Source organism: Haloarcula sp. NS06 (assembly GCF_051122755.1).
Taxonomy (GTDB): Archaea; Halobacteriota; Halobacteria; order Halobacteriales; family Haloarculaceae; genus Haloarcula.
The window spans coordinates 24,436-48,920 of sequence record NZ_CP184846.1 but is presented as its reverse complement, the minus strand read 5'-3'; the positions used below and the strand labels follow the sequence as shown (position 1 = coordinate 48,920).

21 protein-coding genes, 1 rRNA gene and 1 pseudogene are annotated in these 24,485 nt (G+C 59.6%); 12 read left to right on the top strand and 11 right to left on the bottom strand.

Going from position 1 to position 24,485, the window contains the following annotated elements; translation table 11 throughout:
* The first annotated feature begins 59 nt into the window (after nt 1-59).
* The 3 genes from dgoD to ACODNH_RS21955 all read left to right on the top strand — a co-directional run bounded on the left by dgoD (nt 60) and on the right by ACODNH_RS21955 (nt 3,759).
* On the top strand, nt 60-1,211 hold the full coding sequence (gene dgoD, locus ACODNH_RS21965; RefSeq protein ID WP_306711185.1) for a galactonate dehydratase: 1,152 nt from the start codon (nt 60-62) through the stop codon (nt 1,209-1,211).
* A 69-nt stretch (nt 1,212-1,280) separates the two neighbouring features.
* A complete protein-coding gene (locus ACODNH_RS21960) occupies nt 1,281-2,312 on the top strand; it encodes an NAD(P)-dependent alcohol dehydrogenase (protein WP_434531842.1) in 1,032 nt (343 codons plus the stop codon).
* A 418-nt stretch (nt 2,313-2,730) separates the two neighbouring features.
* On the top strand, nt 2,731-3,759 hold the full coding sequence (locus tag ACODNH_RS21955; protein ID WP_434531841.1) for an LLM class flavin-dependent oxidoreductase: 1,029 nt from the start codon (nt 2,731-2,733) through the stop codon (nt 3,757-3,759).
* Nucleotides 3,760-4,042: 283 nt separating this feature from the next.
* Here ACODNH_RS21955 and ACODNH_RS21950 read toward each other — a convergent pair whose 3' ends face one another.
* From ACODNH_RS21950 to ACODNH_RS21940, 3 genes are all read right to left on the bottom strand, one after another.
* Complete coding sequence (locus ACODNH_RS21950) at nt 4,043-6,448, bottom strand: DUF2309 domain-containing protein (protein ID WP_434531840.1); 2,406 nt, start codon at nt 6,446-6,448, stop codon at nt 4,043-4,045.
* Nucleotides 6,438-7,925, bottom strand: a complete 1,488-nt coding sequence (locus tag ACODNH_RS21945) for a proton-conducting transporter transmembrane domain-containing protein (protein WP_306711193.1) — start codon at nt 7,923-7,925, stop codon at nt 6,438-6,440. Before ACODNH_RS21945 ends, ACODNH_RS21950 begins: the two co-directional genes overlap by 11 nt.
* A 423-nt stretch (nt 7,926-8,348) precedes the next feature.
* The gene (locus ACODNH_RS21940) at nt 8,349-8,822 is read right to left on the bottom strand and encodes an Lrp/AsnC family transcriptional regulator (RefSeq protein ID WP_306711195.1); all 474 of its coding nucleotides are present in this window, start codon (nt 8,820-8,822) and stop codon (nt 8,349-8,351) included.
* Nucleotides 8,823-9,117: 295 nt separating this feature from the next.
* On the opposite strand from ACODNH_RS21940, the gene ACODNH_RS21935 reads away from it, so the two are divergent.
* The 4 genes from ACODNH_RS21935 (at nt 9,118) to ACODNH_RS21920 (ending at nt 14,237) form a co-directional block, all read left to right on the top strand.
* Nucleotides 9,118-10,368, top strand: a complete 1,251-nt coding sequence (locus tag ACODNH_RS21935; protein ID WP_434531839.1) for an ABC transporter substrate-binding protein — start codon at nt 9,118-9,120, stop codon at nt 10,366-10,368.
* Nucleotides 10,365-11,546 carry an ABC transporter substrate-binding protein gene (locus ACODNH_RS21930; protein WP_434531838.1) on the top strand — a complete coding sequence of 394 codons (1,182 nt, stop codon included), beginning with the start codon at nt 10,365-10,367 and terminating at the stop codon, nt 11,544-11,546. The genes ACODNH_RS21935 and ACODNH_RS21930 overlap by 4 nt, the downstream gene beginning before the upstream one ends.
* Nucleotides 11,543-12,748: an ABC transporter substrate-binding protein gene (locus ACODNH_RS21925; RefSeq protein WP_434531837.1), complete on the top strand. Its 1,206-nt coding sequence runs from the start codon at nt 11,543-11,545 to the stop codon at nt 12,746-12,748. Before ACODNH_RS21930 ends, ACODNH_RS21925 begins: the two co-directional genes overlap by 4 nt.
* 109 nt (nt 12,749-12,857) lie before the next feature.
* Nucleotides 12,858-14,237: a sugar porter family MFS transporter gene (locus tag ACODNH_RS21920; RefSeq protein ID WP_434531836.1), complete on the top strand. Its 1,380-nt coding sequence runs from the start codon at nt 12,858-12,860 to the stop codon at nt 14,235-14,237.
* 42 nt (nt 14,238-14,279) lie between these two features.
* On the opposite strand, the gene ACODNH_RS21915 is transcribed toward ACODNH_RS21920, so the two are convergent.
* Both ACODNH_RS21915 and ACODNH_RS21910 read right to left on the bottom strand, forming a co-directional pair.
* Nucleotides 14,280-15,155, bottom strand: a complete 876-nt coding sequence (locus tag ACODNH_RS21915; protein ID WP_306711203.1) for a fructosamine kinase family protein — start codon at nt 15,153-15,155, stop codon at nt 14,280-14,282.
* A 121-nt stretch (nt 15,156-15,276) separates the two neighbouring features.
* A complete protein-coding gene (locus tag ACODNH_RS21910) occupies nt 15,277-15,630 on the bottom strand; it encodes an ArsR/SmtB family transcription factor (protein ID WP_306711205.1) in 354 nt (117 codons plus the stop codon).
* A 146-nt stretch (nt 15,631-15,776) separates the two neighbouring features.
* Here ACODNH_RS21910 and ACODNH_RS21905 point away from each other — a divergent pair, with 146 nt between their 5' ends.
* Nucleotides 15,777-16,280, top strand: a complete 504-nt coding sequence (locus ACODNH_RS21905; protein WP_306711207.1) for a GbsR/MarR family transcriptional regulator — start codon at nt 15,777-15,779, stop codon at nt 16,278-16,280.
* Nucleotides 16,281-16,286: 6 nt separating this feature from the next.
* On the opposite strand, the gene ACODNH_RS21900 is transcribed toward ACODNH_RS21905, so the two are convergent.
* From ACODNH_RS21900 to ACODNH_RS21875, 6 genes and pseudogenes are all read right to left on the bottom strand, one after another.
* Nucleotides 16,287-16,838 (bottom strand): hypothetical protein, encoded by a 552-nt coding sequence (locus ACODNH_RS21900; RefSeq protein WP_306711209.1) that lies wholly within the window; start codon nt 16,836-16,838, stop codon nt 16,287-16,289.
* 201 nt (nt 16,839-17,039) lie between these two features.
* On the bottom strand, nt 17,040-17,876 hold the full coding sequence (locus ACODNH_RS21895; protein ID WP_434531835.1) for a hypothetical protein: 837 nt from the start codon (nt 17,874-17,876) through the stop codon (nt 17,040-17,042).
* A gap of 70 nt (nt 17,877-17,946) precedes the next feature.
* Nucleotides 17,947-18,822 (bottom strand): hypothetical protein, encoded by an 876-nt coding sequence (locus tag ACODNH_RS21890; protein WP_434531834.1) that lies wholly within the window; start codon nt 18,820-18,822, stop codon nt 17,947-17,949.
* Nucleotides 18,823-18,925: 103 nt separating this feature from the next.
* Complete coding sequence (locus ACODNH_RS21885; RefSeq protein ID WP_306710525.1) at nt 18,926-19,159, bottom strand: DUF2249 domain-containing protein; 234 nt, start codon at nt 19,157-19,159, stop codon at nt 18,926-18,928.
* 168 nt (nt 19,160-19,327) lie between these two features.
* Nucleotides 19,328-20,760: pseudogene (locus tag ACODNH_RS21880) on the bottom strand (hypothetical protein).
* Nucleotides 20,753-21,502: an ABC transporter ATP-binding protein gene (locus tag ACODNH_RS21875; RefSeq protein ID WP_306710530.1), complete on the bottom strand. Its 750-nt coding sequence runs from the start codon at nt 21,500-21,502 to the stop codon at nt 20,753-20,755. The pseudogene ACODNH_RS21880 and the gene ACODNH_RS21875 overlap by 8 nt, the downstream one beginning before the upstream one ends.
* A gap of 113 nt (nt 21,503-21,615) precedes the next feature.
* On the opposite strand from ACODNH_RS21875, the gene ACODNH_RS21870 reads away from it, so the two are divergent.
* The 4 genes from ACODNH_RS21870 to rrf all read left to right on the top strand — a co-directional run bounded on the left by ACODNH_RS21870 (nt 21,616) and on the right by rrf (nt 24,470).
* Nucleotides 21,616-21,756, top strand: a complete 141-nt coding sequence (locus ACODNH_RS21870) for a hypothetical protein (protein WP_434531833.1) — start codon at nt 21,616-21,618, stop codon at nt 21,754-21,756.
* A gap of 194 nt (nt 21,757-21,950) precedes the next feature.
* The gene (locus tag ACODNH_RS21865) at nt 21,951-23,276 is read left to right on the top strand and encodes a hypothetical protein (protein WP_434531832.1); all 1,326 of its coding nucleotides are present in this window, start codon (nt 21,951-21,953) and stop codon (nt 23,274-23,276) included.
* 239 nt (nt 23,277-23,515) lie between these two features.
* The gene (locus ACODNH_RS21860; RefSeq protein WP_306710536.1) at nt 23,516-24,133 is read left to right on the top strand and encodes a nitroreductase family protein; all 618 of its coding nucleotides are present in this window, start codon (nt 23,516-23,518) and stop codon (nt 24,131-24,133) included.
* A gap of 214 nt (nt 24,134-24,347) precedes the next feature.
* A 5S ribosomal RNA gene (gene rrf, locus ACODNH_RS21855) occupies nt 24,348-24,470 on the top strand.
* The last annotated feature ends 15 nt before the right edge of the window (nt 24,471-24,485 follow it).

Genomic DNA, 24,485 nt, shown 5'->3' with positions numbered 1-24,485 from the left:
TTGTTGGACCGATATCGGCAGCCAGTCATTACAAGTACTCCCTCGCAGATAACATAGCTATGCAAATCACCGACTTCGAACTGTTCGCCGTGCCGCCGCGGTGGTTGCTTCTGAAACTGGAGACTGACGAAGGGATCGTCGGCTGGGGTGAGCCGATTGTTCAAGGTCGGTTAGAGACGGTTCGGGCCGCAGTCACTGAACTCATCGAGGCGTATCTCCTCGGGGCCGACCCGCTCCGAACCGAGTATCACTGGCGGAAGCTCTACCAGAGCGGCTACTTCCGCGGCGGGCCGATACTCATGAGCGCGCTCGCCGGCATTGATCACGCGCTCTGGGACATCAAGGGGCGACACTACGACGCACCAGTGCACGAGCTACTCGGCGGACACGTTCGCGATAAACTACTCGTCTACCAGTGGCTCGGTGGTGACGATCCCGAAGACGTGGCTGTCGCGGCAAGAGAGGACCGGAAACGCGGCTACAGAGCGTTCAAATTCAATTTTGCCCGGGAGTTTCGGCCGATTGAAACGCCGAGCGCTGTCGATCATGCGGTTGAGCGCGTAGCCGCAATCCGTGACGCCGTCGGTGACGACGCCCTCGTCGGCGTCGACTTTCACGGCCGCGTCTCGAAACCGATGGCTGCGGATCTCGTCGAACGGCTCGAACAGTTCGATCTGATGTTCATCGACCAGCCGTTGCTCCCCGAACACGACGACTCGTTTGCCAGTATCTCCAAGCGGACGACTGTCCCGATAGCGACTGGCGAGCGATTCTATTCGCGCTATGACTGCAAGCGCCTCCTCGTCGACGATGGGGTGTCGATACTCCAGCCTGACGTGACCCACGTCGGTGGCATCAGCGAGATGCGCAAGGTCGCATCGATGGCGGAAGCGTTCGACGTGGCCGTCGTTCCGCACTGCCCGCTCGGTCCCGTCGCGTTCGCGGCGAGCCTGCAGGTCGGGTTTTGCGCCCAGAACGTCGTGCTGCACGAACAGGACCTCGATCTACACGACCCAGCGACGAGCCCGCGACTCAAGGTCCTAGAGGACCCGGAGACGTTCCAGTTCGAAGACGGCTACGTCAAACGACCAACCGGCCCCGGACTCGGTATCGACATCGACGAGGCTCTCATTCGAGAACTGGCACAGACAGAGGTCAACTGGTACAACCCGGTCTGGCACCATGAGGACGGGAGCGTCGCCGAGTGGTAACTGGCTGCGGCGACCGAATCAATCCGACCACCCTGTGTATTTTTATGGCTCTGTTCCGTGCGAACAGGTATGCGAACTGCTGTACTGGTAGAACCAACTGAGTTCGAACTACAGGACCGTCCCAGACCGTCGCCCGGGCCCGACGACGTACTTGTTGCCGTGCGCGACGTCGGCATCTGTGGCTCCGACATCCACTACTACAAACACGGTCGTATCGGCGACTACGTCGTCGAAGACCCGCTCGTCCTCGGGCACGAGAGTGCCGGTGAAGTCGTCGAAGTCGGCGAGAACGTTACTGACCACGAAACAGGCGACCGCGTCGCGCTTGAACCCGGCGTTCCCTGCCGGCGCTGTGCCCACTGCAAGCGCGGCGACTATCACCTCTGTGAATCCGTTCGGTTCATGGCGACGCCGCCACACGACGGCGCGTTCACGGAATACGTCTCGTGGCCGGCCGACTTCGCCTACACGCTCCCGGAATCGGTCTCCACCGCCGAGGGGGCGCTGTGCGAACCGCTTTCGGTCGGAATACACGCCTGCCGACGCGGTAACGTTGGAACTGGCGATACAGTGCTCATAACCGGAGCCGGACCGATCGGGCTGATGGTGATGGAGGCCGCGCGCGCCGCAGGCGCGACGGAGGTAATGTTGACCGACGTCGTTGACGAAAAACTAGAGTTCGCTGAAAAACGTGGAGCAGATCTGACAGTCAACGTTACCGAAACGGATCTCGATACGGCGGTCGCCCAGTACACGGACGGCGTCGGTGCTGATGTGGTCATCGAAGCCTCCGGTGCGGAGCCGTCGATCAAGTCGACGATCGACGTGGTTAGTCGGGGCGGCACGGTCGTTCTAGTCGGACTCGCTAGCGAAGCGGAGGTCCCAATCGACGTGCTGGAACTCATCGACAACGAAGTCGATGTCCATGGCTCCTTCCGGTACAAGAACACCTACGACGCGGCTGTCGACCTGTTGGCCGACGGCGAAGTTGACGTCGAGGGTATCATTGACTTCGAATCAGAACTCGAAGACATCGACGATGCGTTCCGCCAAGCGATGGAGCCGACCGTGGTCAAGGGCATGATATCACTTGATTCATAGCCGGCACTACAAGAAGGATAGCGACCCGAAAAGAGACTAAATGATATGTAGAGGAGTATTATTTAATATTGATAGTAAATTCCAAGCGCCTCGGTACCTGCATAACGCCTAATGTACCTCTAAAGCAATCGCTGAGGCAGTCTAATGTGGGAAAACTGGTTTAAACGTATAAGCAATATGACTTCAAGAGAAAGGCTTTGGCTAGATACTGAGTAGATACTCGCATAGTTACACACTCGCTGAAAATAACCATAACGGAAGAAGAATTTCCACTTAATTATGTTTCCACATTTGTATCGTTTTTCATATATTTCGATTATGCTTGGGTCGGTGGTCAATCAGACTGGCGCCTCCGTATGAGATACCCACGCACTGTGAGTAGCCGAACGGTTATACCCCACAACCGTTGTGGGCGGATATGGACCTTTCAATCGTTGACCTCTCTCCGGTCCCGGATGAGGGCACTGCAACTGACGCGTATGCGAACACCATCGATGCTGCCCAGCAGGCCGAACGCCTCGGCTACTCCCGCTTTTGGGTGGCGGAACACCACGGGATGGGAAAGAAACTTGCAGGAACAACACCCGAGGTACTGCTCGGCAACCTCGCCGCCGAAACCGACTCGATCCGGCTCGGATCGGGGGCGGTCCTGCTCAATCACTACAGTCCGTTCAAAGTCGCAGAACTGTTCGGCTCTCTTGACGCGCTCGCGCCAGGACGCATTGACGCAGGCCTTGGGCGGGCCAACGGCTCTCCGGCTGTTGACCGGGCGCTCGGGACGGACCGACGTGTCCGGAACCCTGATGAAGACCACGCGGAAAAAATCGAGGCTGTCGTCTCGCATCTCTACGATAGCTACCCGGACGGACACGCGTACAGCGATATCGAGATTCCCAGTTCAGGTGGGGACACACCTGTTCCGTGGGTTCTCGGCTCAAGCCCGTCGAGCGCCGCACTGGCTGGCAAGCTCGGTTTGCGCTACTGTTTCGCTGCGTTCATTCGACCGAATCTGGCTGTCCGTTCGTTCGAGGAATACCGAAACCACTTCCAATCGTCGCAGTTGGCCGGCAGTGTGGGCGAGCCAGAGGGAATGGTTGCGGTAAACGCAGTCTGTGCCGAAACCGACGAGGAAGCGGCGCGGCTCCGTGCCGTGGCCGAAGCCTCGTTCAAGCGGATGGAGCGAGGAGTCATCGGTACGACACCATCTGTCGAGGAAGCAATCGACGAGCTTGGGGCCGTACCCGAACCGACGCCTGCCACGCTGGATACCGGTGAGTGGCCGCGGGCGATTTCCGGCAGTCCAGAGACACTCAATGACCTACTCGAACAGCTGGCTGATCGGGTTGGCGTCGATGAGGTGATGATTCAACATGTTGTCAGCGACCACGCTGACGCGCTCCGCTCCCACGAGTTGCTCGCAGACGGCGTCGGCCTCACACCGCAGTAGACCCTCTACTGGAGTGGATTGGGAGCAAGTCACTGCGTTGCAATCTCTGAGGGCCGCTTTACACCAATGAAATCTTATTCGAGTTCTTTATTTGAGAGTTATATAAATATATTATTGAGATTGGATATATATTCGTCCAATTTGAGCCCATACTCGAATATATACCTCCTTATTGTTGTTTTCTAGGCTGCGTATTTAATATACAGATGTAAAACACTACGATAACGTTTTTTCGAGAGGCACTGGCCTCCAGCGGTTTCAGATACGGCTTATTCGGATCAACTCAGTCGTCTGCGGCCGCAGTGGCGGTCGGTTCCGCAAGGTCGGCTTCGGACAGCTCAGACACGGGCGACCACTCCAAGTCACGCTCGTACTCGAAGGCATGGTGGTCCTGCGTGGGGTCGATGACCGTCAGCGAGAGCCAGTTGTTATCCAGCAGGTTCGCCACCTCCGGGTGGTCAGCAAGTACATTGGTGACACGGTCGACCGGCGCGTGGATAACCGTCGAGAGGCGGAGCGGCTGGTGATAGGGGTCGTCGTCGGCAGCCATGAGTGACTGCAGCGGGAGGCCGGTCATCAGGTCGCCGCCGTTGCCCTGGTAGACGCCGATGTTGCCGACAGGATTGTGGGTCACCTTCGACCCGCTACCGTAGACAGCGTTGTCGACCGTCGAGAAGTAGTACTGTGTGTTGATCCACTGGGTGACGACCATCGGTCCGGTGAGAATCGCCTCCAGCGCCTCGCCGTCAGGGTCGGTCGACCAGTCGTAGGAGTGGAGGAAGGCGCGGCCGTCGAGGTCAACACCGCTCGTCAGTTCGCGGGGGCCGATAACGAAGCCGGCGTTACCGGCCAGGCCCCATTCAGGACGGGTCTCGGCCCAGTCGGCGGCGCGGCGCTCCGTTTCGCTGACCCCCGACGACGCGTCAGATCCCATCGATTCGGCACGCTCTGCAGTCGCGTTCTCGCGAGCGGTGGCGAGGTCGGTGCGCAACTGGCCGAGGTCGTCAGCGTGGCTCTCGGGTACGTCGCTGTCGTACAGTTCCACTTCGTCGGTCGTCGTGTTGTGTTCACCGGCGACGAAGACGGTGTCGTCGGGAATCTCGAAGCCGCGGTCGCGGAGCGCGGACCGGACTTCGGTGTCGTTGCAAATCGCCGCCAGCACACGGGCGTTCGGGCCGCCGGGGTTGCCGGCGCAGGCACCACAGTCAAGACTCGAATCGTAGGGGTTGTTTGTCGTCTCACTGGCGTGACCGGTGAAGACGACGAGGCGACTGAACGTCTCCCAGCCCATCAGGTCGAACGCAGTGGCGGCGTACTCGACTTTCTCATCGGTAGTCAGCCCCACCGGCAGATCCCCAGTGTAGGTATGCTGGTGGTGGACGAGCGGGTCACAGAACTTGTGTTCGTCGGGAACCGAGCCGTCAGCCGCATCGAATAGGTCGTGCACGCGACCGGGGACAAGCGTGCGGGCCGCGAGTGCGAGGCCGTACCCACTCCCTGCAGTTTCGACGAAGCCGTAGGCCGTGGCGGCGTTCGCCTCTAGCGTTTCGATAATTTCGTCGGCGGTTTCACGAATACCCGACCAACGATCATGGCTCTCCTGGGTGTCGTCGTCGGTTGGCACGTCGGTGACGTGATGCTGTGGGTCGAGAATCGGGGGGCAGGCGTCGACCGACACGTCAGTATCATAGCCTTGATACTCCATCGGAATACCGAAGAATCCAGCGTAGCCGTGGGTCTCGTAGTCGCCTGCAGCCTCGATGTGGCGGCGGATGATCTCCGAACGGGTATCGATACAGAAGACCATCTGCGCGTCCGGGCGGCCCGAGTTGTCGCTGTCGGCCAGCGATTGGCTCTCCGTGGCAACTGTCTCGACCAGGTCGCCGCGATAGGTCTCCTCCCAGGCGCGCAGGAACGCCCCAGCGAGTTCGGCAGCTGGGCCCGGGTTGATGCTATCGTTCGAGGGAACGATATCAGCACCGACGGCATCTAGCAGGGCCAGACGGGCCGCGAGGTATCCAGCCAGCGAAATCGGGTACGTCGACTGCCACGCGCCCTCGTCATCGGCACGCTGCTTGATGAGTCCCGTCCAGCCCGGGAGAGCGGCCAGTTGCTCCTCGATGATGGCCACCCACTGGCTCTCCGGGTACGACGCAAGCACTGTTTCGATGGTCTCGGTCGGCGTCTCCGGTAGGTCGGTGATGATCCCTTCATCGGGGATATCGCCGTCGTGTTCGGCCACGCCGCGGAAGGCGGTGTAAAACCCCGCTTCGCGGTTCGGCATCGACCAGTGGGCGCTCCCCTCATCAAGGAACGCTGACAGCCATTTCGTCAGGACCTGATCGACGCGTTCCGAGGCAGTGTCGGAGTCACTGTCCGTGGCATCGGTCGCTTCGGCCATCTGGTCAAGCAGTATCTCGGGGTCGTTCTCGTAGCCGGCCTCGGAGAGTTCCGCGTCGAGAACTTCCGTGTCTATCTGGCCGCGCTGCAGCGCCGCACGGAACGTCTCCGGACTTGGGTAGCCACGGCCGCCCAACAGGTCGGCTGCCTGCGTGACCGCCTCACTGAACGGCTGGTCCTCGAACCCCGCGAGGGGGTTTGCCGTCACGAACGAGTGGATGGGCCAGAGGGAGCCGACGGTGGTCGCTGCGCTGTCGATACTGTCGTGGATGGTGGATTCAGTACTCATTGTAGTCCTCCGTCGTGGTCAGCACAGTGTCGGCCGACGGCTGGCCGGCGTTCAGCAGCGCCACGTAGAGACGCTGGCTACGCTCGTGGATCCCGGTCTCGATGCCGATGTAGATACCGACGAAGAAGACGGCGATGATGCCGTGGAGCAATGTCAGTTCGGTCGTTGCGGGGCTGACAGATATGAGCCCCGAGACCCTCGTGTAGACCGCGGCGTAGATGACGATGGCGGGGAAGAAGACTATCGGGACGGCCCCGTAGCGGGCCGCCGTCGGAAGCGAAGTATGCTGGACAGCGTTGCGGGCCGCATGGAGCGTCGTGAACACCACGAAGAAGGTCAGCAGAAGACCACTGTCGACATGCCCTCCCTTCCCTGTCAGCACTGTAAACACCGCGCCGCCGGCGAGCCCGGTCAGCAGTGTGACGACGCCGCCGACGACGCTCGTCGTCATTCCAATCGTGTGTGGTGTCTCCTCGCTCGGGGTCGTGTGTTCGACCTGTCCGCCGGCACTGAGGAACTGGTAGGCCTTGTAGAAGCCGTGCAGGATGAGGTGGGTGATAGCAGCCCCGAAAAATCCGAGGCCGGCCTGCATGATCATGAATCCCATCTGGCCAACCGTCGAACAGCCGAGTTTGCCCTTGATATCCGTCTGAACAGATTTCAGGAGTTTCCCGCCAATGGCACTGGCACCACCGACGCCGACGATTGCGAGCATGAGCGCAGGGTCGACGGTGATGACCGGCGCGAAACGAGTCAACAGAATGCCACCCGCGTTGACGAACCCAGCGTGCATCAGCGCGGAGGCAGGCGTCGGCGCGGTCATCGAAGAGAGGAGCCAGCCGTGGAACGGAACAAGCGCGGATTGAATCATCGCCGCGAGTACGAGTGCGCCTGCGGCGACCAGCCACACCGGGCCACCGAGTGAGTCGGAGGCTGCAGTAATTCCGGAGACCGTGGTCGCACCGGTCACCCACCACAGTGCCGCCAGCGCGACACCGAGAAGCGCGCTGCTGGCAATGAAGTACTTGCGGGCGACCGCGGCAGCTGCCTGTGCCTGATCCCAGCCGCTGACGATACCGATGAGTTTCGCCATCAGCAGCCCCATCGCGAGCCACAGCGCCCCGAAGAGAGCGAGGTGGTCAGCCGCGACCAGCCCCATCACAACCACCGTGAAACCGAACACGGTGGCGAAAAAGGACGTTTTGAGGCGACTCCCAGCCAGATAGCGACGCGAGTAGCTGTGAACGATACCGCTGAAGAAGGTGACAACTACCCACATCAGAACTGTCAGACCGTCGACGGCGACAATCCCGGGTATCTCCCACACGAACTCGGTTCGGATTCGGACGGCAAGCACAGCAATGCTCGCGGCAAGCATCGACCATACGAGCCATGTGAGTGCGACAGGCACGAGCGGCGAGTCAGCCGTCGTGTCCGGGAGTGATCCAACCGTCTTCGGTGAGTTGTGTCCTGACATCGTTGTTCGTGACCAATCACAGACTGTGATTGACCGGTTCTAGTTGTCTTCACCCATAGTGCGAACGGACTGGTTATTAAATCCTTCTATACTACCAATTTGTTCCTAAAGAAGTGCATTATAGAACATTATGTTTTCCGGCAGAGGTCCAGCCAAAAGCACTGCCAGGGTATTACCCGGGTCCTTCACAGCCTGTGCCGGCAAACTTCTTGGAAGGCGAGTCTCCGGTACACAGGCACACAGATTCGACAATCAGAGACTGATTGCGTATTGAGCGGTGGTGATATTACCAGACTGTTCGTTGAGGGAACTCGAAAATCAGATCGTGATGGAAGCTCCGTCGGTCACTTTGATGACGTGTCCGGCCGTATGTTCGCGGGTGCGCAACCGTCGGCATACAGCTCCGCAACAGCAGTCCCGCAGCTAGCTCTCGTTCCCAGAATCGAACTTACCGAAGGGCGTCGTCTCATGGCTCCGGACGAGTACTTCATCGGCCACCGTCAGTCCCATATCGAGAAGTGCCTGGGCGACGGGCGTGATGTCGCTATCCGATTTACCGACGGCCGTCACGAGGAGATTCTCCTCGCCGGTGACCAGTTCCTGAACCGATACCACGCCGTCTATGTCGAGGATTTTGGGGATTAAATCGCCTCGCTCGGGAATCGACGCTGTGCAGTAGAGCAACATCCGGAGCGGGTAGCCCGCCTGCTGATAGTCGACATCGGCGCTGTAGCCTTTGACGATCTCGCTGGACTCGAGATGGTTAATGCGCTTCCGGACGGTGCTGTCGGACGTATCGGTTCGTTCTGCGATGTCCCCGGACGACATATTTCGAGCATCTTCCTGTAATGCGTACAGGATTGCTCTGTCCACGTCGTCGATTTCCTCGTCGGCCATACTAGTGTGTCCACAGCAAGGACACTTTACTGTTGTACGTTCCCCCGATAGCGCTGCTGTAGCTATTACCAATGGGAAGAGATTTCGACGGCCCTTGATACAGTTGTCAATCGATGGGCCAGAGCTGATTTTGGGAGGACAGCACTGAGATGATCCTGTTCATGAGCAAGGCTGCAGTGAAAGCCATCACGCACCCAGCAGTTGGGATGACTGGGCTAAGTCTACCGCAGGATTTCGTTTTCAGGTGCGCCTAAACTCCGAAGCAGTTATATATTTTTAGGCAGGCCTAACATTTATGTCGAGAGATGACACGAATTGCGAGGGCCCGACGAGACGTGACTACATGAAATACGGCGGTGCGGTGGTGGGTGGCGGCTTGCTAGCGGGGTGTACAGGTCAGTCCGGATCAGAAGCAGCCCCGACCCAGACAGGCACAGGAGGCCAGTCATCCTCAGTGACTGAACCAACAACGGCTGACGATGGATACACTGTTACAATGTCTCCCATGGGAACCGTCGAGTTCGAATCGGTTCCCCAGAGTGTGTTCACGATACTGGGCCACCACGTGGATATGCTGGTCGCACTCGGTCGGGGGGATGCGATCAACGCGATGCACGCGCCTGAATATCACCAATCGCTCTATCAGAAGTTCCTCCACCGACTGGAAGGCGTCTCAATCGACTGGGAGGGCCTGTATGCTTCGTGGCCACCGTCAAAAGAGAAACTCTACGAACTGAACAGCGATGTCCACATAGCTGATCCAGCGAAGGTTGCGACAGCCGAGGGATGGGACAACGACAGCCTCCAAGAGATAGGCACAAACGTTGGCCCATGGTTCGGAAACACGCTCAGCGGCACGCAACAGGACCCGCCGTCAGGCTGGGCCGATGCGTACGACTACTACACGCTCTGGGAAATCTTCGGAAGGATTGCGGAGGTCTTTCGGGAAAGGGAACGATACGAGGCATTCGTATCTGTCCGCGAATCGATGATGGAAACTATCAGCGCGGGCCTTCCGTCAGAAAGTGAACGGCCGAGTGCGGCACTGGTCCTGTTCTCCACATCCGGCGAGAAGATCTGGGGCTACAAGATGAACCATCCGGGCTACTACGCTGCTCACACCCGCCCGCTGGGTGCGACCGATGCGTTAGCCGATGCCGTCGGTGACGGGTACGGTGACGACGGACGGAACATCACGCTCGATACCGAGCTGCTTCTCGAAGCCGATCCAGACGTGCTACTCGTTCTTGGGCCGATGGCGGGGTCCCACAATCTCGACGATATCCGGTCACAGTTGGAAGACAACGAGGTGACAAGGAAAATCACTGCTGTCGAAAAGGGACAGATATACGCGCAAGGTGCGCGTCGGCAGGGTCCGATTCTGAACCTGTTCCAGACTGAGATGACCGTGAAACAGCTGTACCCCAACCAGTTCGGCGAGTGGCCGGGCTACGCCGACGGTGACCCGTACCCCGAAATCCCCGCCGAGGAACAGCTGTTCGACCGCCAGCGGGTCGCCGACATAATCACGGGTGCGGGACAGTGACTGACGCCGAGAAGACGCCGCGTGGACGGCCTACACGTAGGGACTATATCAGGGATGCTGGGATAATTGCAGGCGGCAGTTTACTCGCCGGGTGTGCCGGCGATGCTGTCTCAGAATCCACCCCAAGAGAGAATCGAGAGACACCCACGGCGACCGGGACGAGATCGTATACCGTCTCCATGGAGCCGGTGGGCGACGTTACGTTCCAGACGGTTCCCGAGCGATGGCTCCCTTACGGTGGCGCCTACGCCGATATGGGCGTGGCCCTCGGGCAGGCCGATGGTCTCACAGGTATCGGCGGGGCGGATCGCTACTACACGTACGTCTACGATGAGCTTTCCGGTGTTTCCGTCGACCAAGAGACGATTGACGCGAATCCGGAGGTCCGAACGAAAGAGGAGTTTTACGAACTCGACAGCGACGTGCACCTCTATGACCCACAGATGCTCGTCAACTGGTTCGACTGGTCGCAGTCGGACGTCGACGAAATCACCGAGAACGTCGCTCCGTTCATCGGGAATCTGATCTTCCGTCGCTCCGATGAATGGCACGACTACCGGTATTACACGCTCTATCAGGCCTTCGAGAAGGTCGCAGAGGTCTTCCAGGAACAGGCCCGGTACGAAGCGTTCAAACAGCTACACGACGACTACATTGCGGACCTCCAGAGCCAACTCCCGCCGGCCGAGGAGCGTCCGAACGTCCTCCTTACCTACGAGGGCTCCGACGAACCGGAGTCATTCTCCCCCTATCGATTGACTGACAAGGGGACGAGTAAGAAGCAGTGGCGTGACCTCGGGGTTACCGATGCGCTCGCCGGGACGGATATTGAGAACCTCAGCACGACCAATCGGGGCGAATACGACTACGAAACGCTTCTATCGGTCGATCCAGACGTTATTCTCATCCGCGGCCACGAGCGGAAATCGGCGACCGAGTTCCGGGAGACTGTCCTGCAGTTCATGCAGGACCACACCGTCGGCAGTCAACTGACCGCAGTACAGAACGGACGCGTGTATCGCGGTGGCTACCTCCGACAGGGGCCAGTTCATAATTTCTTTTTGACCGAACGGGCGGCCCAACAACTCTATCCCGACATCTTCGGCGACGTGACCGCCGACACTGAACTGTTCGACCGACAGCAAATCGCCGATATCGTCACGGGTGAGTTCGAATGACTGGCTCGGACGGAGCGACGTTCGAACGACTGACACGGAGAGAAATTGTCAAAGGCAGCGGGGCACTCGCTCTCGGTGGATTGCTCGCCGGATGTTCGGGCGATAGTAGTCAGGAGTCTTCAGTGGCCGAGACCAGCGACATGACCACAGATACCGGAGCGAGCGCTACTGAGACCGATCCAGCGACTTCCGGCGGGGCGTATTCAGTGACGATGGAGCCAGTCGGAACCGTCGAATTCGAAACTGTGCCCGAGACAATCGCCCCGTTCACCGCGGACTATATCGATATGCTGGTCGCGCTCGGTCACGGCGACGCAGTACAGTCGATCTGGTACCGTGGACGGTACAAGACGCTGCACTATGAGGAACTCGATGGAGTGTCTATTGGCCTCGACGGGCTCACACAGCTCTGGAACGACGGCGTCTCGAAAGAACCGTTCTACGAGATGGACGCAGACCTGCACCTCATCGATCCCAACGCACTTATCGACTGGCTTGGGGCGTGGAATCAGTCGGACCTCGCAGAGATTCGGGAGAACGTCGCACCGTTTCTCGGGAACCTCATCTTCCGGCGGACCGATGACTGGCACGACTACCGGTACTACAGCCTGTACGAGGCGTTGGAGAAAGTGGCTGAGATGGTTCAGGAACGGGCGCGCTTCGAGGCGATCCGTTCAATCCACAACGAACTGGTCGAAACGGTGCAGGCTCGGCTCCCAGCACCGGAGCAGCGACCGAACGCCGCGCTCATGTTCGCCGGCGAGGAGCCGGAAGCGTTCACGCCGTATCGGATCAGCGGGAGCGGAGCCAACAAGGAACACTTCCAGACGCTCGGAATTTCCGACGCCTTTGCTGATACCGGCGTCGAAGGATACTCCGGCTCAGAATCACTCGATTACGAGACGTTGCTTGAGATAGATCCAGACTCACTCCTTCTGCGATACCATCGCGAAGGGAAGACCCGTGAGGAGTTCGAGAACTCAGTACTCGCCTATATGAAAGACCACGAAGTGGGCAGTCGGTTGCGGGCCGTCCAGAATGACAGGGTGTTTCGCGGCGGCCCGATCTACACCGGCCCGCTGCATAACCTATTCATGATCGAACGGTACGCGAAGCGGTACTTCCCCGAGGAGTTCACAGAGGCGCACCTGTTCGACCGGGAGCACCTCGCGACAATTATCAACGACGGTAGGGACGAATAACGACACCGTTTTCCAGCACAGCCTGCCACAGGCACTTTCCAGCGGCTCCGCTGTCGTGCGAATAGACTTGGAAAGACTTTTACACAGATTCGAGTTCACATTTATACAGATGTCCACAGCTACCATACGCGATGTCCTCAGCGGTGGCGGCGACCGGTTCGTCTACGTCGTCTCCGCGTTAGCCGCGCTGAACGGACTGTTGTTCGGGTTCGACACCGGGATCATCTCGGGCGCGTTCCTGTTCATTCAGGACTCGTTCGTCATGTCGCCGCTCGTCGAGGGGATCATTGTCAGTGGCGCGATGGCAGGGGCCGCGGCCGGCGCGGCTGTGGGTGGCCAGTTGGCCGACCGCCTCGGTCGCCGTCGCCTCATCCTCATCGCGGCTATCGTGTTCTTCGTCGGATCGTTCACGATGGCCGTCGCGCCGACCGTCCCCGTCCTCGTCGCCGGTCGGCTTATCGACGGCGTCGCTATCGGCTTCGCGTCGATTGTCGGCCCGCTGTACATCTCTGAAATCGCACCACCAGAGATCCGTGGCGGACTCACCTCGCTCAATCAGCTCATGGTGACTACCGGAATCCTGCTCTCGTATTTCGTCAACTACGCGTTCGCCGACGCTGGCGCGTGGCGCTGGATGCTCGGTGCCGGGATGGTCCCGGCCGTCGTTCTTGCTATTGGCATTCTGAAGATGCCTGAGAGCCCACGTTGGCTCTTCGAGCATGGGCAGAAAGACGAGGCCAGAGCCGTGCTCAAGCGAACGCGGTCCGACGGTGTCGAGCAGGAACTCGACGAGATCGAAGAGACCGTCGAAACACAGTCCGAAACCGGCGTTCGGGACCTGCTGGCTCCGTGGCTCCGTCCCGCGCTCGTGGTCGGGCTTGGACTCGCTGTCTTCCAGCAGATTACCGGTATCAACGCGGTCATCTACTACGCCCCGACAATTCTCGAGTCCACCGGCCTTGGAAGTGTGGCCTCGATCCTCGCGACAGTCGGCATCGGGACGATCAACGTAGTGATGACGGTCGTGGCAATCATGCTTGTCGACCGCGTCGGTCGTCGCCGGCTCTTGCTTGTCGGTGTCGGCGGGATGGTTGCGACCCTCGCCGTCCTCGGTACCGTATTTTACCTTCCCGGGCTCGAAGGCGGCCTCGGTATTATCGCCACGATCAGCCTGATGCTGTTCGTGTCCTTTTTTGCAATCGGTCTCGGCCCGGTCTTCTGGCTCCTGATATCTGAGATATACCCGCTTTCCGTTCGCGGGTCGGCGATGGGCGTCGTTACTGTCGCCAACTGGGGTGCGAATCTCCTCGTGTCGCTGACGTTCCCCGTCCTCACTGACGGCGTCGGAACCTCTGCGACGTTCTGGCTGTTCGGTCTCTGCAGTCTCCTGGGACTGGTGTTCGTCTACCGTTACGTCCCCGAAACCAAGGGCCGGACGCTTGAGGCAATCGAAGACGACCTCCGGCAGAACATCTCGTTGGCTGACTGAGCCAGCCATCGGAACGGCGGGCGAATCCACCGCTCTCGCTGTTTACACCCCGAGACGGTCTAACGCACTATCGAGTCTCGGGAGTCCGTCTTCGCCGAGAAACCGCACGTTCTCCAGCGCGTGAAAGGCGACATACACGTCGCGTCGGTCTTCGAAGTACCCTGTGGAAATGTCGCGGTGTTGTCGGTATTCGTCGTAGAAGGCAGCTCCAATCGAATCCAGTCGATCGACGTACGCTAGGTCAACTTCAGCGTGGCCGAAATAGATCGCTGGATCGAGGACGGCTCGAACGGTTCCGTCAGCCACGACAGCGTTTCCGGGATGGATATCGCCGTGCAACAACGATGGCGTGGCTGGCTCGACGAGGCGAGCATCGAGCGTTTCCGCCAGTCGCTGTATCCGGTCGAACTCGGCGGCTGGCAAGGTTCCATCGTTCCGCGCGGCCTCTGCAAAAGGGAGGAGCCGTCGCTCGCGGAAGAAATCGATCCACGACTCGGTCCATGGATTCGACTGACTGAACGGGCCCGAGAGGGTATCGAACGGAAAACCGAACGCGTCAGCCGAGATGTCGTGGAGAGCCGCGACGTGTCGCGCAAGGTCGCGTTCGGCCCGCTTGTCGAATCGGCCGTCGCCGCGAATAAACGACAGTACGAGCAGTTCCGGTTCGACGTGGAGGACGTCCGGAACGGGGAGGGGCGTGTCACGGTCGAGGTACTGAAGCATTGCTGCCTCGATTCCGAGCGGCGAGTCGTCGACTTTCACCGCCAAATCAGGACGGTCGCGAAAGGCCACACGGTAGACCGACCCGACTTCCCCGCCGTCGAGCTCCGTCGCGTCGTGAGCGTCGGCGTCTAGTACGCTCGAAACCCGCTGTAACACTGTCGCCTTCGTTCGTTCCGCGCCCGTCCCGTCATCCATATTCGGCGTACGAGAAGCGGTCGAATATGTCTGTTTGTCTCTGTTTCGGCAGCGAAAACAGATCTGCCCGACCCTGACTGGAAATTTCTGGGAACAGGCAGTGCTCGAAACAGCTGTGACGCTACACGGACCGGTCAGCGCTGTCACCGAACTGCACGACAAGTCGTTCCGTAGCGAGGGCGTACACTGTCATCTCCGTCCCCTTCTCCGAGTACCACGTTTCGGCGGGTTCGATAAGGTCAGCTTCACAGAGACGGTCGAGATGATAGGAGACGCTCTGGAGTGAGCGGTCGACTGTGTCCGCGATATCCGATGCGGTCCGCGGTTCGTCTCTGACCGCCCCCAATATCTCCTGGGCGGCATCGGACGAGAGGATCTGAAGGACATCAGTCGGTTCGGTACCGTTGACTACGACGTTCGTCTGCTCTCGAGGTGCATAGTCAACCGGTGGGTGGTGTGGGAAAGTGCTTGCCATGAGTTGTAGGGAGGGTATCGGCGATCGTTTCTGTTTGTTCGGTTCAATCCGAACAAACCAATCAAACAATTTAATACTTACGGAAGTAATAGCCAGAAATATGATACAGCAGGACACGCGGCAAACAGGGCAGCCAGTTCGGATTCATGAGTGATGATGACAATTCGGTCGCACGGGAACGTATCATCGAATCGATGGAACAGTCGGCAGAGGTGTACGGCCTCAGCCGAAGTGCCGGGCGCATCTACGGCGTGCTGTACTTCGCTGCAGCGCCGCTCTCTATTCCGGAACTGGTCGATGAAACTGGCTATGCGAAATCAACGGTCAGTAACGTCACGCGGACACTGTCGCGTGTCGGACTCATCCACCGCAGGTCGTCTACAGGGGGCGGGAGACGAGTCCGGTTTGAGGCCGAACGCGAGATCTGGTTCATCCTGCAGGACGTGTTCCAGCAATACATCCAGCGGGAAGTTCAGACGACGCTCAGGACCATCTGCCGGGCGGAAGAGCAGATGTCGGCAGATACTCGCGAGCAAGAGCGCGTTCGAAATCTCCGCGAGACGTACGAAGACCTGGAAGAGATTGTACAGCTCGCATCAGAGTACTCGGCCGCCGAACTCCGCGAGGCGCTTGAAGCGTACGAGCAGTAGTCACCGCTACCAGTAGACCGTGTAGGTACACGCATCGTCCCCGTGCCGGCGACACGTCTCGCCCGTTTCTTCGAGGAACACGAACGCGTCGACCGGCGCGTACTGCTGGGCAACCCCACGGATGAGACCACGGTCGAACGGACATGGATACGGGTTCTCACAGGTCACCTCGCCGGTCCGGTCGCCAACGGATTCGAAGCGATACTGCCCGATGTCCCCGCCGCGGTGATTCCGCTGGTAAGCCTCGTCTATCGACTGGAGGCCCGCCGGAACAGTATCAAAGTCGTTCGGCCAGTCCGCGACGCGGGGTATCTGTTCGCCGAGTCGGTCAAGAACGTGCGGTTGCAGGTCATCGGCAATCGTCTCGAACGCGTTCAGCCAGGCCTGCTGTGGGTACCACTCATCAGCCGCCGGTTCGGTGATCCCCTCCGAAGCGAGCGCCGTTAGCGCCCGGTCTCGGTACTCGTCTGAGAACTTCCCCATCGCCGCCTCAACTATCGTGAGTACCGTTTGCCCGTTAACTTCGACGGCCGGGTCAAACGCGTCGTAGGATGCCATTCTATCGGAGCGTTCACAGGGAGAGAAATAAAAACCGACCATACAGACAGCAGACAGGACACTTTCAGCCCGTGGAGCGAACGCCGAAGCACAGTTTGCCACCCTGCTGCCTGCATCTCCAGTCTCGACGCCTCGTCGTCACTCTCGGACAGTTCGTAGGGGGTGACGGCTCTACACAGACCGTACAAGATAGCCTTCCCGTTACGATGCGTTCCGTGACTGTCCGGCCTCCGGTCCGGTTCGGACCTTGGTGACCCACGCCGGCCGAGTCACTGTCGTCTCGCCCGACTTGAACTCGAAAGAGATGTCGAACGTTTTCGGGGCATCGCCTGTCAGCCTGACCAGAGCGAGTTCTGCATACGTCCCCGCGGGCCTCGTCTGGTCCCACGTAACCGTCGCGGAGCGAACGGCAGTCGTGTCACCGACTGTTCGCACTGTCCCCGTAGTCCCGGTGATGTGGTACGGTTCCACTCCTTCGTACCAGCCGTTTTTCGGCTTGTAGACGGTCACGTCTTGAGAGGTGTCGGCTTCCCGCTCGTATCTACTGACATATAGGCTCCTGACAACGACCGACGCCGCTCCCGAGACCTTGTCCGCCAGATCGTTTGTATCCTGTTTGACAATGAACGTGACGCCCCCCTCAGTCTGGTCCTCTTGGAGGAGTTCCCACTCAGTATCGCTCTGGATCTGCTCTCGTCGTCGGTCGGTACTGCCGTCATCCTCGACAACGATACGACTGTAGATCGGGTCGCCCGACGATGCCTGAAAGTGTTCGGTTCTGACATCACCTTCGTCAATGTGCAGGTAGCGCCCGCCGTCAGCGGTCACAGCACCCTCGAATTCGAGTGCTGTCTCACTAGCCGCAACAATCGCTCCCGTCGCCCGGTAGTCGTCGGACTCGGGCACCGTGAACCGTTCATCGACCGGTTTCTTTGAGTGAGGGTTTACACTAGTGAACGGATACACAGCGGCGAAGACGAGCGCGAGACAGCATAGCGCCAGCACACCGTTGAGGAGTCTCGCGGTACGACGGTCCATATCCCAGTACAAATACTGACCAGCAAAAGCTATTCGAAAACCGCAGTGCGATCACTGGCGCCCATTCGGATTATCGCAGCCGGGTGTACGCTACCCAGACGACGACAAGTCCCACGATGATGATGACGAACTCGATATCGAGGTCGAAGAGGACGAACTCGAGCGGCAGCAGGTCGGCGTTTCGGGTAGCGAACAGACCGAGGACCAGAACCAGCCCGACGAGCAGGGCCGTCGGAACCAACACCTGTCGGCGGGAGAAGCTGACTGCGCCGACAACCGCAAGGCACAACCCAACAAAGCCAGCCAAAAACAGGAACTGCATCAGGAACGCGACGCCCAGACCGCCCCTGCTGACGACATCAAGTTGATAGTACTCTCCCTGGTACTGGATGTAGTAGATGCCCTCGTTGAGCGACGGGGCATCGGAGCCGCCCTCGAACTCTGGTGGTGAGTCACCGTAGATTGAGACCTCATTGTCGGAGTCGGCAAGTGTCTGTGACACCACGTCCTGAGCCTGTGGCGACAGCGACTCGAAGTCGTGGACGACGGGACCCGTGCCGAAGATGCGGTTCTCACAGCCTCTGGCGCTAGTCACAGTCCCCCCGTCATCCCGAGGGCCGCGGTGAGCATCAATACAGTAATACGTGTCATCGACCGCAACGATTGTCGAGCCGTAATCGGGACGGAACTCGGTGGCTGCGTCCAGCTCCTCCGCCGAGACTGCGGCTTCACCGGAGGTATTGTGTGCTGTCCTGACCAGCGCTTGGCCACCATCTGAGAGCTCCTCGTACCGGTAGATATCGCGGTCAGGTTCGGAGATGGAGTACGTGTGCTGAGTCCGGGAGTGGTCATAGATCTGGATGCCAGCGAACAACACGAGACCGATGCCGGCCAGTATTAACAAGAGGGCCGGGACCTGATCGCGGGTAGGACGGGCAGGGACCATAGAGGACGGTTCTATATCGCTTTGTAAGTGCTTTGTCACGCCGGCTACGCAATGACCACCCTCACTCAATCGGCGTAGCCAGTTTTTCCACCCCGGTCGCAGGCTACTTTTTCGGGAGGGTTGCGATGAACTCGTTTGAACCGATGCGGTCGACAGTGTAGCCCTCGGCGTCGAACGATTGTCGCTCCGCGGCCATCTGGTGATAGAGCGGCGTCGGCTCGTGGTCGTTGACTATCGTCAGTGCCTCTCCGCTGTCCAGGTCCTCGAACGCATCGAAGATCTTCGGGTGTCGCTTCGGCGGTGGAATCTCTCGAAGATCGAGTTGTTGTTCTGCCATGCAATCTATCGATCACTAGCTACTGTAGAGAGCCTTTGTGCGAATATATTCAGGGCAGGGCTCCAACAGCGATACCACGGAGCCCGCATTCGGTTACATCGACCACATCACCGATATATTTCGGTGGGCTGTGTTCTCTTCGTCGTTACAGACGACCGCTTTTGCAGTTCAGGCCTGGTGATACCGGTTCAACCACTTCGGTAGCGACCGACGGTAGAGGCCGACACCGACAACGCCGAGGACACCACCAAACCCACCGAGCGCGGCAAGCAAGGTCCCAGACAGCGGCGAGATGGCGAACCCGGCGATAAGGATCGGGACTAGCGGAAGGACCATTGCCGCGCCGAAAACAGCGAACAGGGCTGTGTCGAAGAGGAACTCGTTCGGAGAGAGGCCGGTGAGGTACACAGTAGTACCGAAGATGTAGCAGGCAACGCCGACGAGCAGGACGGCCCCGACGGCTGCCTCAACGACCGGCCCGCCACGCCAGACGAGTGCGAGTCCGTAGAACACGAGTCCGACCAGTGGGCCGAGCAGGAGGAACGCCCGAAACTTCCCCGCGAAAACGGCTTTCACAGAGAGTGGGTGGGCGAAATACAGGCTCACATCGTCGGATTGTGTGAGCCAGTTGTAGGTCGTAAACCCCGAGAGCCCGAGAATAGCACCGAATGAGATCCCAGTGGACGGTGGCACGCCCGTTATCTGTCCGGCGAAATCGACCAGTGCGGCAGTGACGCCGAACAGCACCGCCGCTGAAAAGAGGACTTTCCCGAACCCGCCAGCGCTCCGGTGGATGTCGAGCAGGCTCTTCGTTGCAACTGGGTCACCGAGCCGTCGCCACCAGCGGCGGAAGGCCGGTGTGACCGTTCGAGCGGGACGGGGCGCGGTCGCATCGAAGGTGGCAGCGCTGAGCAGAAAGACGATGAGGATACTGGCAACCGTCGCTCCGGTCCGCACAGGGGTCTGGGCGAGGAACAGACCGTAGGGGGTGTAGGAGACGATATCGACACCACTTGCCAGCGCTGCACCGACGGCGACGAGTGGGGCCGAAAGTAGCGCCAGACCGGGAACGCCGCGGCCAGCGAGACCGAGGGCCGCAATCGTCGTTCCCATCCCGAAGACGAACGTCAGTGCCAGAGTCGTCCACAGAAGGGAGACAGTCTCAGCCACGAGGAGGGGCCCAGCGGCTCCTTGGACTGCAAGCACCGTTCCAGAGAGATCGGCAGCAGAAACAGCACTGCGTAGTAGACACTGTCCTTGACGATGAACAGTCCCAGCAGCGTGTTCTGCGATAGCGGGAGTGTGCGGGCCGAAAAGACCAGCAGCGTCACATCACCGAGAAGATTCCGGAGCGCATCCCGTCCCACAAAGCCGATAGACCCCGTGTGGAGACCGAAGACGAATACCAGTGCGTGGAGGCCGGCGAACACGGTTTCCGGTTCGGTCCCGGTAACAGAGAGAAGTTTGGCTGCGCCTCCAGCGAGCAGACAGATAAACACCGGAAACAGGGAGAAGTGACTGCCGCGAAAGAGCCGGCTGTGGAGTCGCCACTCCTCCCGGAGCATCTCGACAAACACCCTGCGCGCCCGTCCGTCACTCATGTGTCAGCGGTTTGGGTCCCTGGTCCACTGTCGCGTCGACGTTGTCCAGAAACACGTCGAGGAGCGTCACATCGGCGTCGAGTTCTGTCGGCCGGACATCAGCGACGAGGTCGCCGCCGTACATGATGCCGACCCGCGAACAGAGTTCGGCAGCAACGTCTACGTCGTGTGTTGTGACGACAATTGTGTTGCCGTCGTCCCGGTACGAACGCAGGAAGCGCTTGACCCGCTCCTGAACGATCGGATCGAGATTCGCCAGCGGTTCGTCGATGAATACGACAGCAGGCTCGTGGAAGAACGCGCCGGCGATCATCACTTTCTGCTGTTGGCCCCGCGAAAGGTCCGAGGACAGCGTGTCGAGCTTCTCGGTAAAGCCAAGCCGGTCGGCCCACGACTCGGTCTGCGCTGTCACTTCGTCGTCGGGCATATCCCGGATAGCACCGACGAAGTCGAAGTACTCGCGCGGCGTCATGAAACTCGGCGGTGACTCTTTTTCAGGGAGAATCCCCGCTCGTTCGCGGACCGCTGTTGGCTGCGTTGCCGGGTCGACACCGAGTACCGCTGCCTGTCCACTGTCCGGACTGAGTTGTCCGGTGAGGATCTCCATCGTCGTGGTCTTGCCGGCGCCGTTCGGCCCGAGCAGTCCGAAGAACTCACCATCGTCGATGCTGAGCGAGAGGTCGGCTATCGCGGTTACGTCGCCGTAGGACTTCCGGAGTGATTCGATCTCGATTGCTGTCACGGAGTTCTTTCCACTATCGTGGTTCTGTCCGTATAAGCTGTTATCCTAGATGAGAACATCCCAGATGATCTGATAGCGGTTTCGCGGATACGTGCATCTAACTTGACGAATCTGTGCCCTGCAGTATCGGCCTCATCGACGGCGAGACCGCGTTTCTGACCAGCGACGGCGAACGCGATAGCGGATTCGACAGTATCTACTGTACCCTCCCGATGTGGTGGAGTAGGTGTCAGGGGTACTCGATGAAGCAGTGACGGCGTCGGCTCCGCTCAGTAACCACATCGATACCGCCAAAAGTTAACTCCGGCCGGCATAGCGGACGCGATATCCAGTGAGCGGTATACTTGTCAGAGATGTATCGGCCGAAGTGTCACCTGCTGTCCGTGTTGGTATAACCGTTGTTTGAGTAATCGGTATCTCTTAACACATGACAAGATAGATATGCGACATGGCCCCGCATCGACTCCACCACCTTGCCCTCCTCTGTCTGGTCTGTGCGTCGCTCCTCTGTATCGCCATGCCCGCTGGCGCAGCGCCCCCACCGCGGCCGCTGTGTGACGCCTGCGGTGACACGTTTGAATCGACAGCCGAGTCCCACGGTGTATCGGTCACCGTCACCCACAGCAATGCAACCGTCGCCGTCAACAACAACGGAAGCGCTACGTGGGTCGTCCACAATCGTCTGTCTAATTCAGAGGGGGTTGCACGCCTCCGGGCAAACGAGAGCCTCCGGACTGCTATCGCTGACAGAGCGATGTGGGACACCGAACTCCTGAGCGCGAACGTTTCCGGTGATGGCGTCATAACGCTACGCTACCGCGAGGCCGACTTCGCCGAGCAGTCCGTCGGCAGGACGGTCCGGACTGGCGAGTTTACTGAAGCCTACGGCTATCGAAACCTCGATGGCCTCGGTGCTGACCGGCTTGTCGTCGTGGCTCCCGACGGGATGCGAGTCGGGCAGGGCATTGACGGCGCAACCGTCTCAGACGACGGACAGCGGATGACGCTGACCGAACTCAACGACGGGCGTGTTGTGACGTTCGTTCCCCAGGATACGGCCATTGGGCCGCTGTTGAGTCTACTCGCGGTCGGAACACTTCTCGGTCCCGTGATGGCAGTGAAAGCGATTGCGTACATCACGCTCCCCGCAGCGGTGTTTACTCTCTTGATTGGCGCTGCTGCCGGGGGCGTTGGCTGGCTTGATTGGGATTTGAAACAAGTCCGAGACTCCGCAGGCATCGTATTCGCCGGCGTCGGCGCGCTAGCGACTGTCCTGTCGCTTCTTGGAGCAGCGGGCGTTTTGCGGGTAGGTGGCATAGCGGCACCGCTGTTCGGCGGTGGCACTGCGCTGTTCGTGTGTGGAATAGCCCTTTCTCAGCAGCGTGTCCGTGAGCGCACAAGCTATCGGGCGGTCGTTGGCGGCGCAGTAGTCGGCGCGGGCATCGCGCTCGGAGTGACGATAGCGGCGGCGCCGATGGTTGTCAGGGACGGGTTCACCTTCCTAGTGTCAACACTGTTGATTCTTGGACCGGCGTTTGTGCTTCTCCCGGCTGGGTACGCAGTCGGCCACGGAAACCGCCGGCTGGCGTTGAAAACCGCCGCCATCGGGTTCGTGCTGTCGATGCTGCCAGTTCTTCCGATACTGCCTGCACCGGTTGGACTGGGCGTGCTTTTCATCCCCGTGGCCACGGCCAGCGCCGCCGCCGTTGCTATCGTCGGCCTGCCTATCTTCCTTGCCGGCGTCTCGCTCGGCGTTCCCTCGTCTGGCCGTTGACCAGTTCTCTGGCGACAGCCGTAGTGCGAGCACACACTCGGTGTGGGTCTGAACAGCCCGGCGTAGACGTGTCAGTTTATCATAGACAACCACGGTCGCGCCCTGATTTGATTAGCTGTACGTGACTGTGCTACACTATATCATGTACTTTATATGTACTCGAAGATAGCATCGATGTTACCTGATTGTAGTTATGTTGCCGGTAGTACATACGTGCGCAAACCGAAGAGAGATGTATAATGTCACAGACGAATGCCGCCCATAATCTCGACGACGAGATCGCAGAATACCGTGACCCTGTCCACAACGTCGACCCGCTCTTTGTCAATCGCTGGTCGCCCCGTGCGATGACTGGTGACTCTCTCGCTGACGATGACCTCCATTCGTTGTTTGAAGCCGCACGCTGGGCCCCGTCCGCGTTCAATAATCAGCACTGGCGGTTTGTCTACGCTACTCGCGAAGACGACGAGTGGGACTCCTTCCTCGACCTGCTGAACGAGGCCAACCGCTCCTGGGCACGCGATGCTGGCGCGCTCATCGCCGTCTTCTCGAAGGTCACCCTCGACCACAACGGCGAGCCCGCTGTGACGCGCTCTTTTGATACCGGCGCGGCATGGCAGAACCTCGCTCTCGAAGGCGCTCGGCGTGACCTGGCTGTCCATCCGATGGCGGGCTTCGACTGGGACCGGATTCACGACGTCCTTGGCGTCCCCGAAGACGAATTCGATGCCGAGGCGATGGTCGCCGTCGGTGAACGCGCCGACCCCGAAACGTTACCTGACGACCTCAAAGAGCGTGAAGAACCGAGCGGTCGGAAGCCGCTGGACGAAATTGTCTTCAGCGGCCGGTTTGAGTGAGCGCCTAGTTGGATTCTGTACGCCGCTTAGATCGCAGCGACCGATATCTCTCCAGCGCTACCGAGCACGAAAATGGGTTAGCACTCCAGAACAGAATGCCGGAGCAAGTCGTATCGTACGTTTCGATTTTCTGCTATTGAACGGGTGAACTGTGTTCGGGTAGTTTTCGTCTCCGAGTAGCTACCCTTATACCTGTGGCCCCCAGAGTAGGTATATAGGCGGCCACAGCGGTGGGGTTGCCTCCCGTACCCATCTCGAACACGGAAGATAAGCCCACCAGCGTTCCAGGGAGTACTGGAGTGCGCGAGCCTCTGGGAAATCTGGTTCGCCGCCACCATTCATACCTCTTCAC

What these genes read in the sequence shown, in the direction of transcription:
- dgoD (WP_306711185.1), top strand. Translation starts at nt 60, where the DNA reads ATGCAAATCACCGACTTCGAACTGTTCGCCGTGCCGCCGCGGTGGTTG.
- ACODNH_RS21960 (WP_434531842.1), top strand. Translation starts at nt 1,281, where the DNA reads ATGCGAACTGCTGTACTGGTAGAACCAACTGAGTTCGAACTACAGGAC.
- ACODNH_RS21955 (WP_434531841.1), top strand. Translation starts at nt 2,731, where the DNA reads ATGGACCTTTCAATCGTTGACCTCTCTCCGGTCCCGGATGAGGGCACT.
- ACODNH_RS21950 (WP_434531840.1), bottom strand. Translation starts at nt 6,448, where the DNA reads ATGAGTACTGAATCCACCATCCACGACAGTATCGACAGCGCAGCGACC.
- ACODNH_RS21945 (WP_306711193.1), bottom strand. Translation starts at nt 7,925, where the DNA reads ATGTCAGGACACAACTCACCGAAGACGGTTGGATCACTCCCGGACACG.
- ACODNH_RS21940 (WP_306711195.1), bottom strand. Translation starts at nt 8,822, where the DNA reads ATGGCCGACGAGGAAATCGACGACGTGGACAGAGCAATCCTGTACGCA.
- ACODNH_RS21935 (WP_434531839.1), top strand. Translation starts at nt 9,118, where the DNA reads ATGTCGAGAGATGACACGAATTGCGAGGGCCCGACGAGACGTGACTAC.
- ACODNH_RS21925 (WP_434531837.1), top strand. Translation starts at nt 11,543, where the DNA reads ATGACTGGCTCGGACGGAGCGACGTTCGAACGACTGACACGGAGAGAA.
- ACODNH_RS21920 (WP_434531836.1), top strand. Translation starts at nt 12,858, where the DNA reads ATGTCCACAGCTACCATACGCGATGTCCTCAGCGGTGGCGGCGACCGG.
- ACODNH_RS21915 (WP_306711203.1), bottom strand. Translation starts at nt 15,155, where the DNA reads ATGGATGACGGGACGGGCGCGGAACGAACGAAGGCGACAGTGTTACAG.
- ACODNH_RS21910 (WP_306711205.1), bottom strand. Translation starts at nt 15,630, where the DNA reads ATGGCAAGCACTTTCCCACACCACCCACCGGTTGACTATGCACCTCGA.
- ACODNH_RS21905 (WP_306711207.1), top strand. Translation starts at nt 15,777, where the DNA reads ATGAGTGATGATGACAATTCGGTCGCACGGGAACGTATCATCGAATCG.
- ACODNH_RS21900 (WP_306711209.1), bottom strand. Translation starts at nt 16,838, where the DNA reads ATGGCATCCTACGACGCGTTTGACCCGGCCGTCGAAGTTAACGGGCAA.
- ACODNH_RS21895 (WP_434531835.1), bottom strand. Translation starts at nt 17,876, where the DNA reads ATGGACCGTCGTACCGCGAGACTCCTCAACGGTGTGCTGGCGCTATGC.
- ACODNH_RS21890 (WP_434531834.1), bottom strand. Translation starts at nt 18,822, where the DNA reads ATGGTCCCTGCCCGTCCTACCCGCGATCAGGTCCCGGCCCTCTTGTTA.
- ACODNH_RS21885 (WP_306710525.1), bottom strand. Translation starts at nt 19,159, where the DNA reads ATGGCAGAACAACAACTCGATCTTCGAGAGATTCCACCGCCGAAGCGA.
- ACODNH_RS21865 (WP_434531832.1), top strand. Translation starts at nt 21,951, where the DNA reads ATGGCCCCGCATCGACTCCACCACCTTGCCCTCCTCTGTCTGGTCTGT.
- ACODNH_RS21860 (WP_306710536.1), top strand. Translation starts at nt 23,516, where the DNA reads ATGTCACAGACGAATGCCGCCCATAATCTCGACGACGAGATCGCAGAA.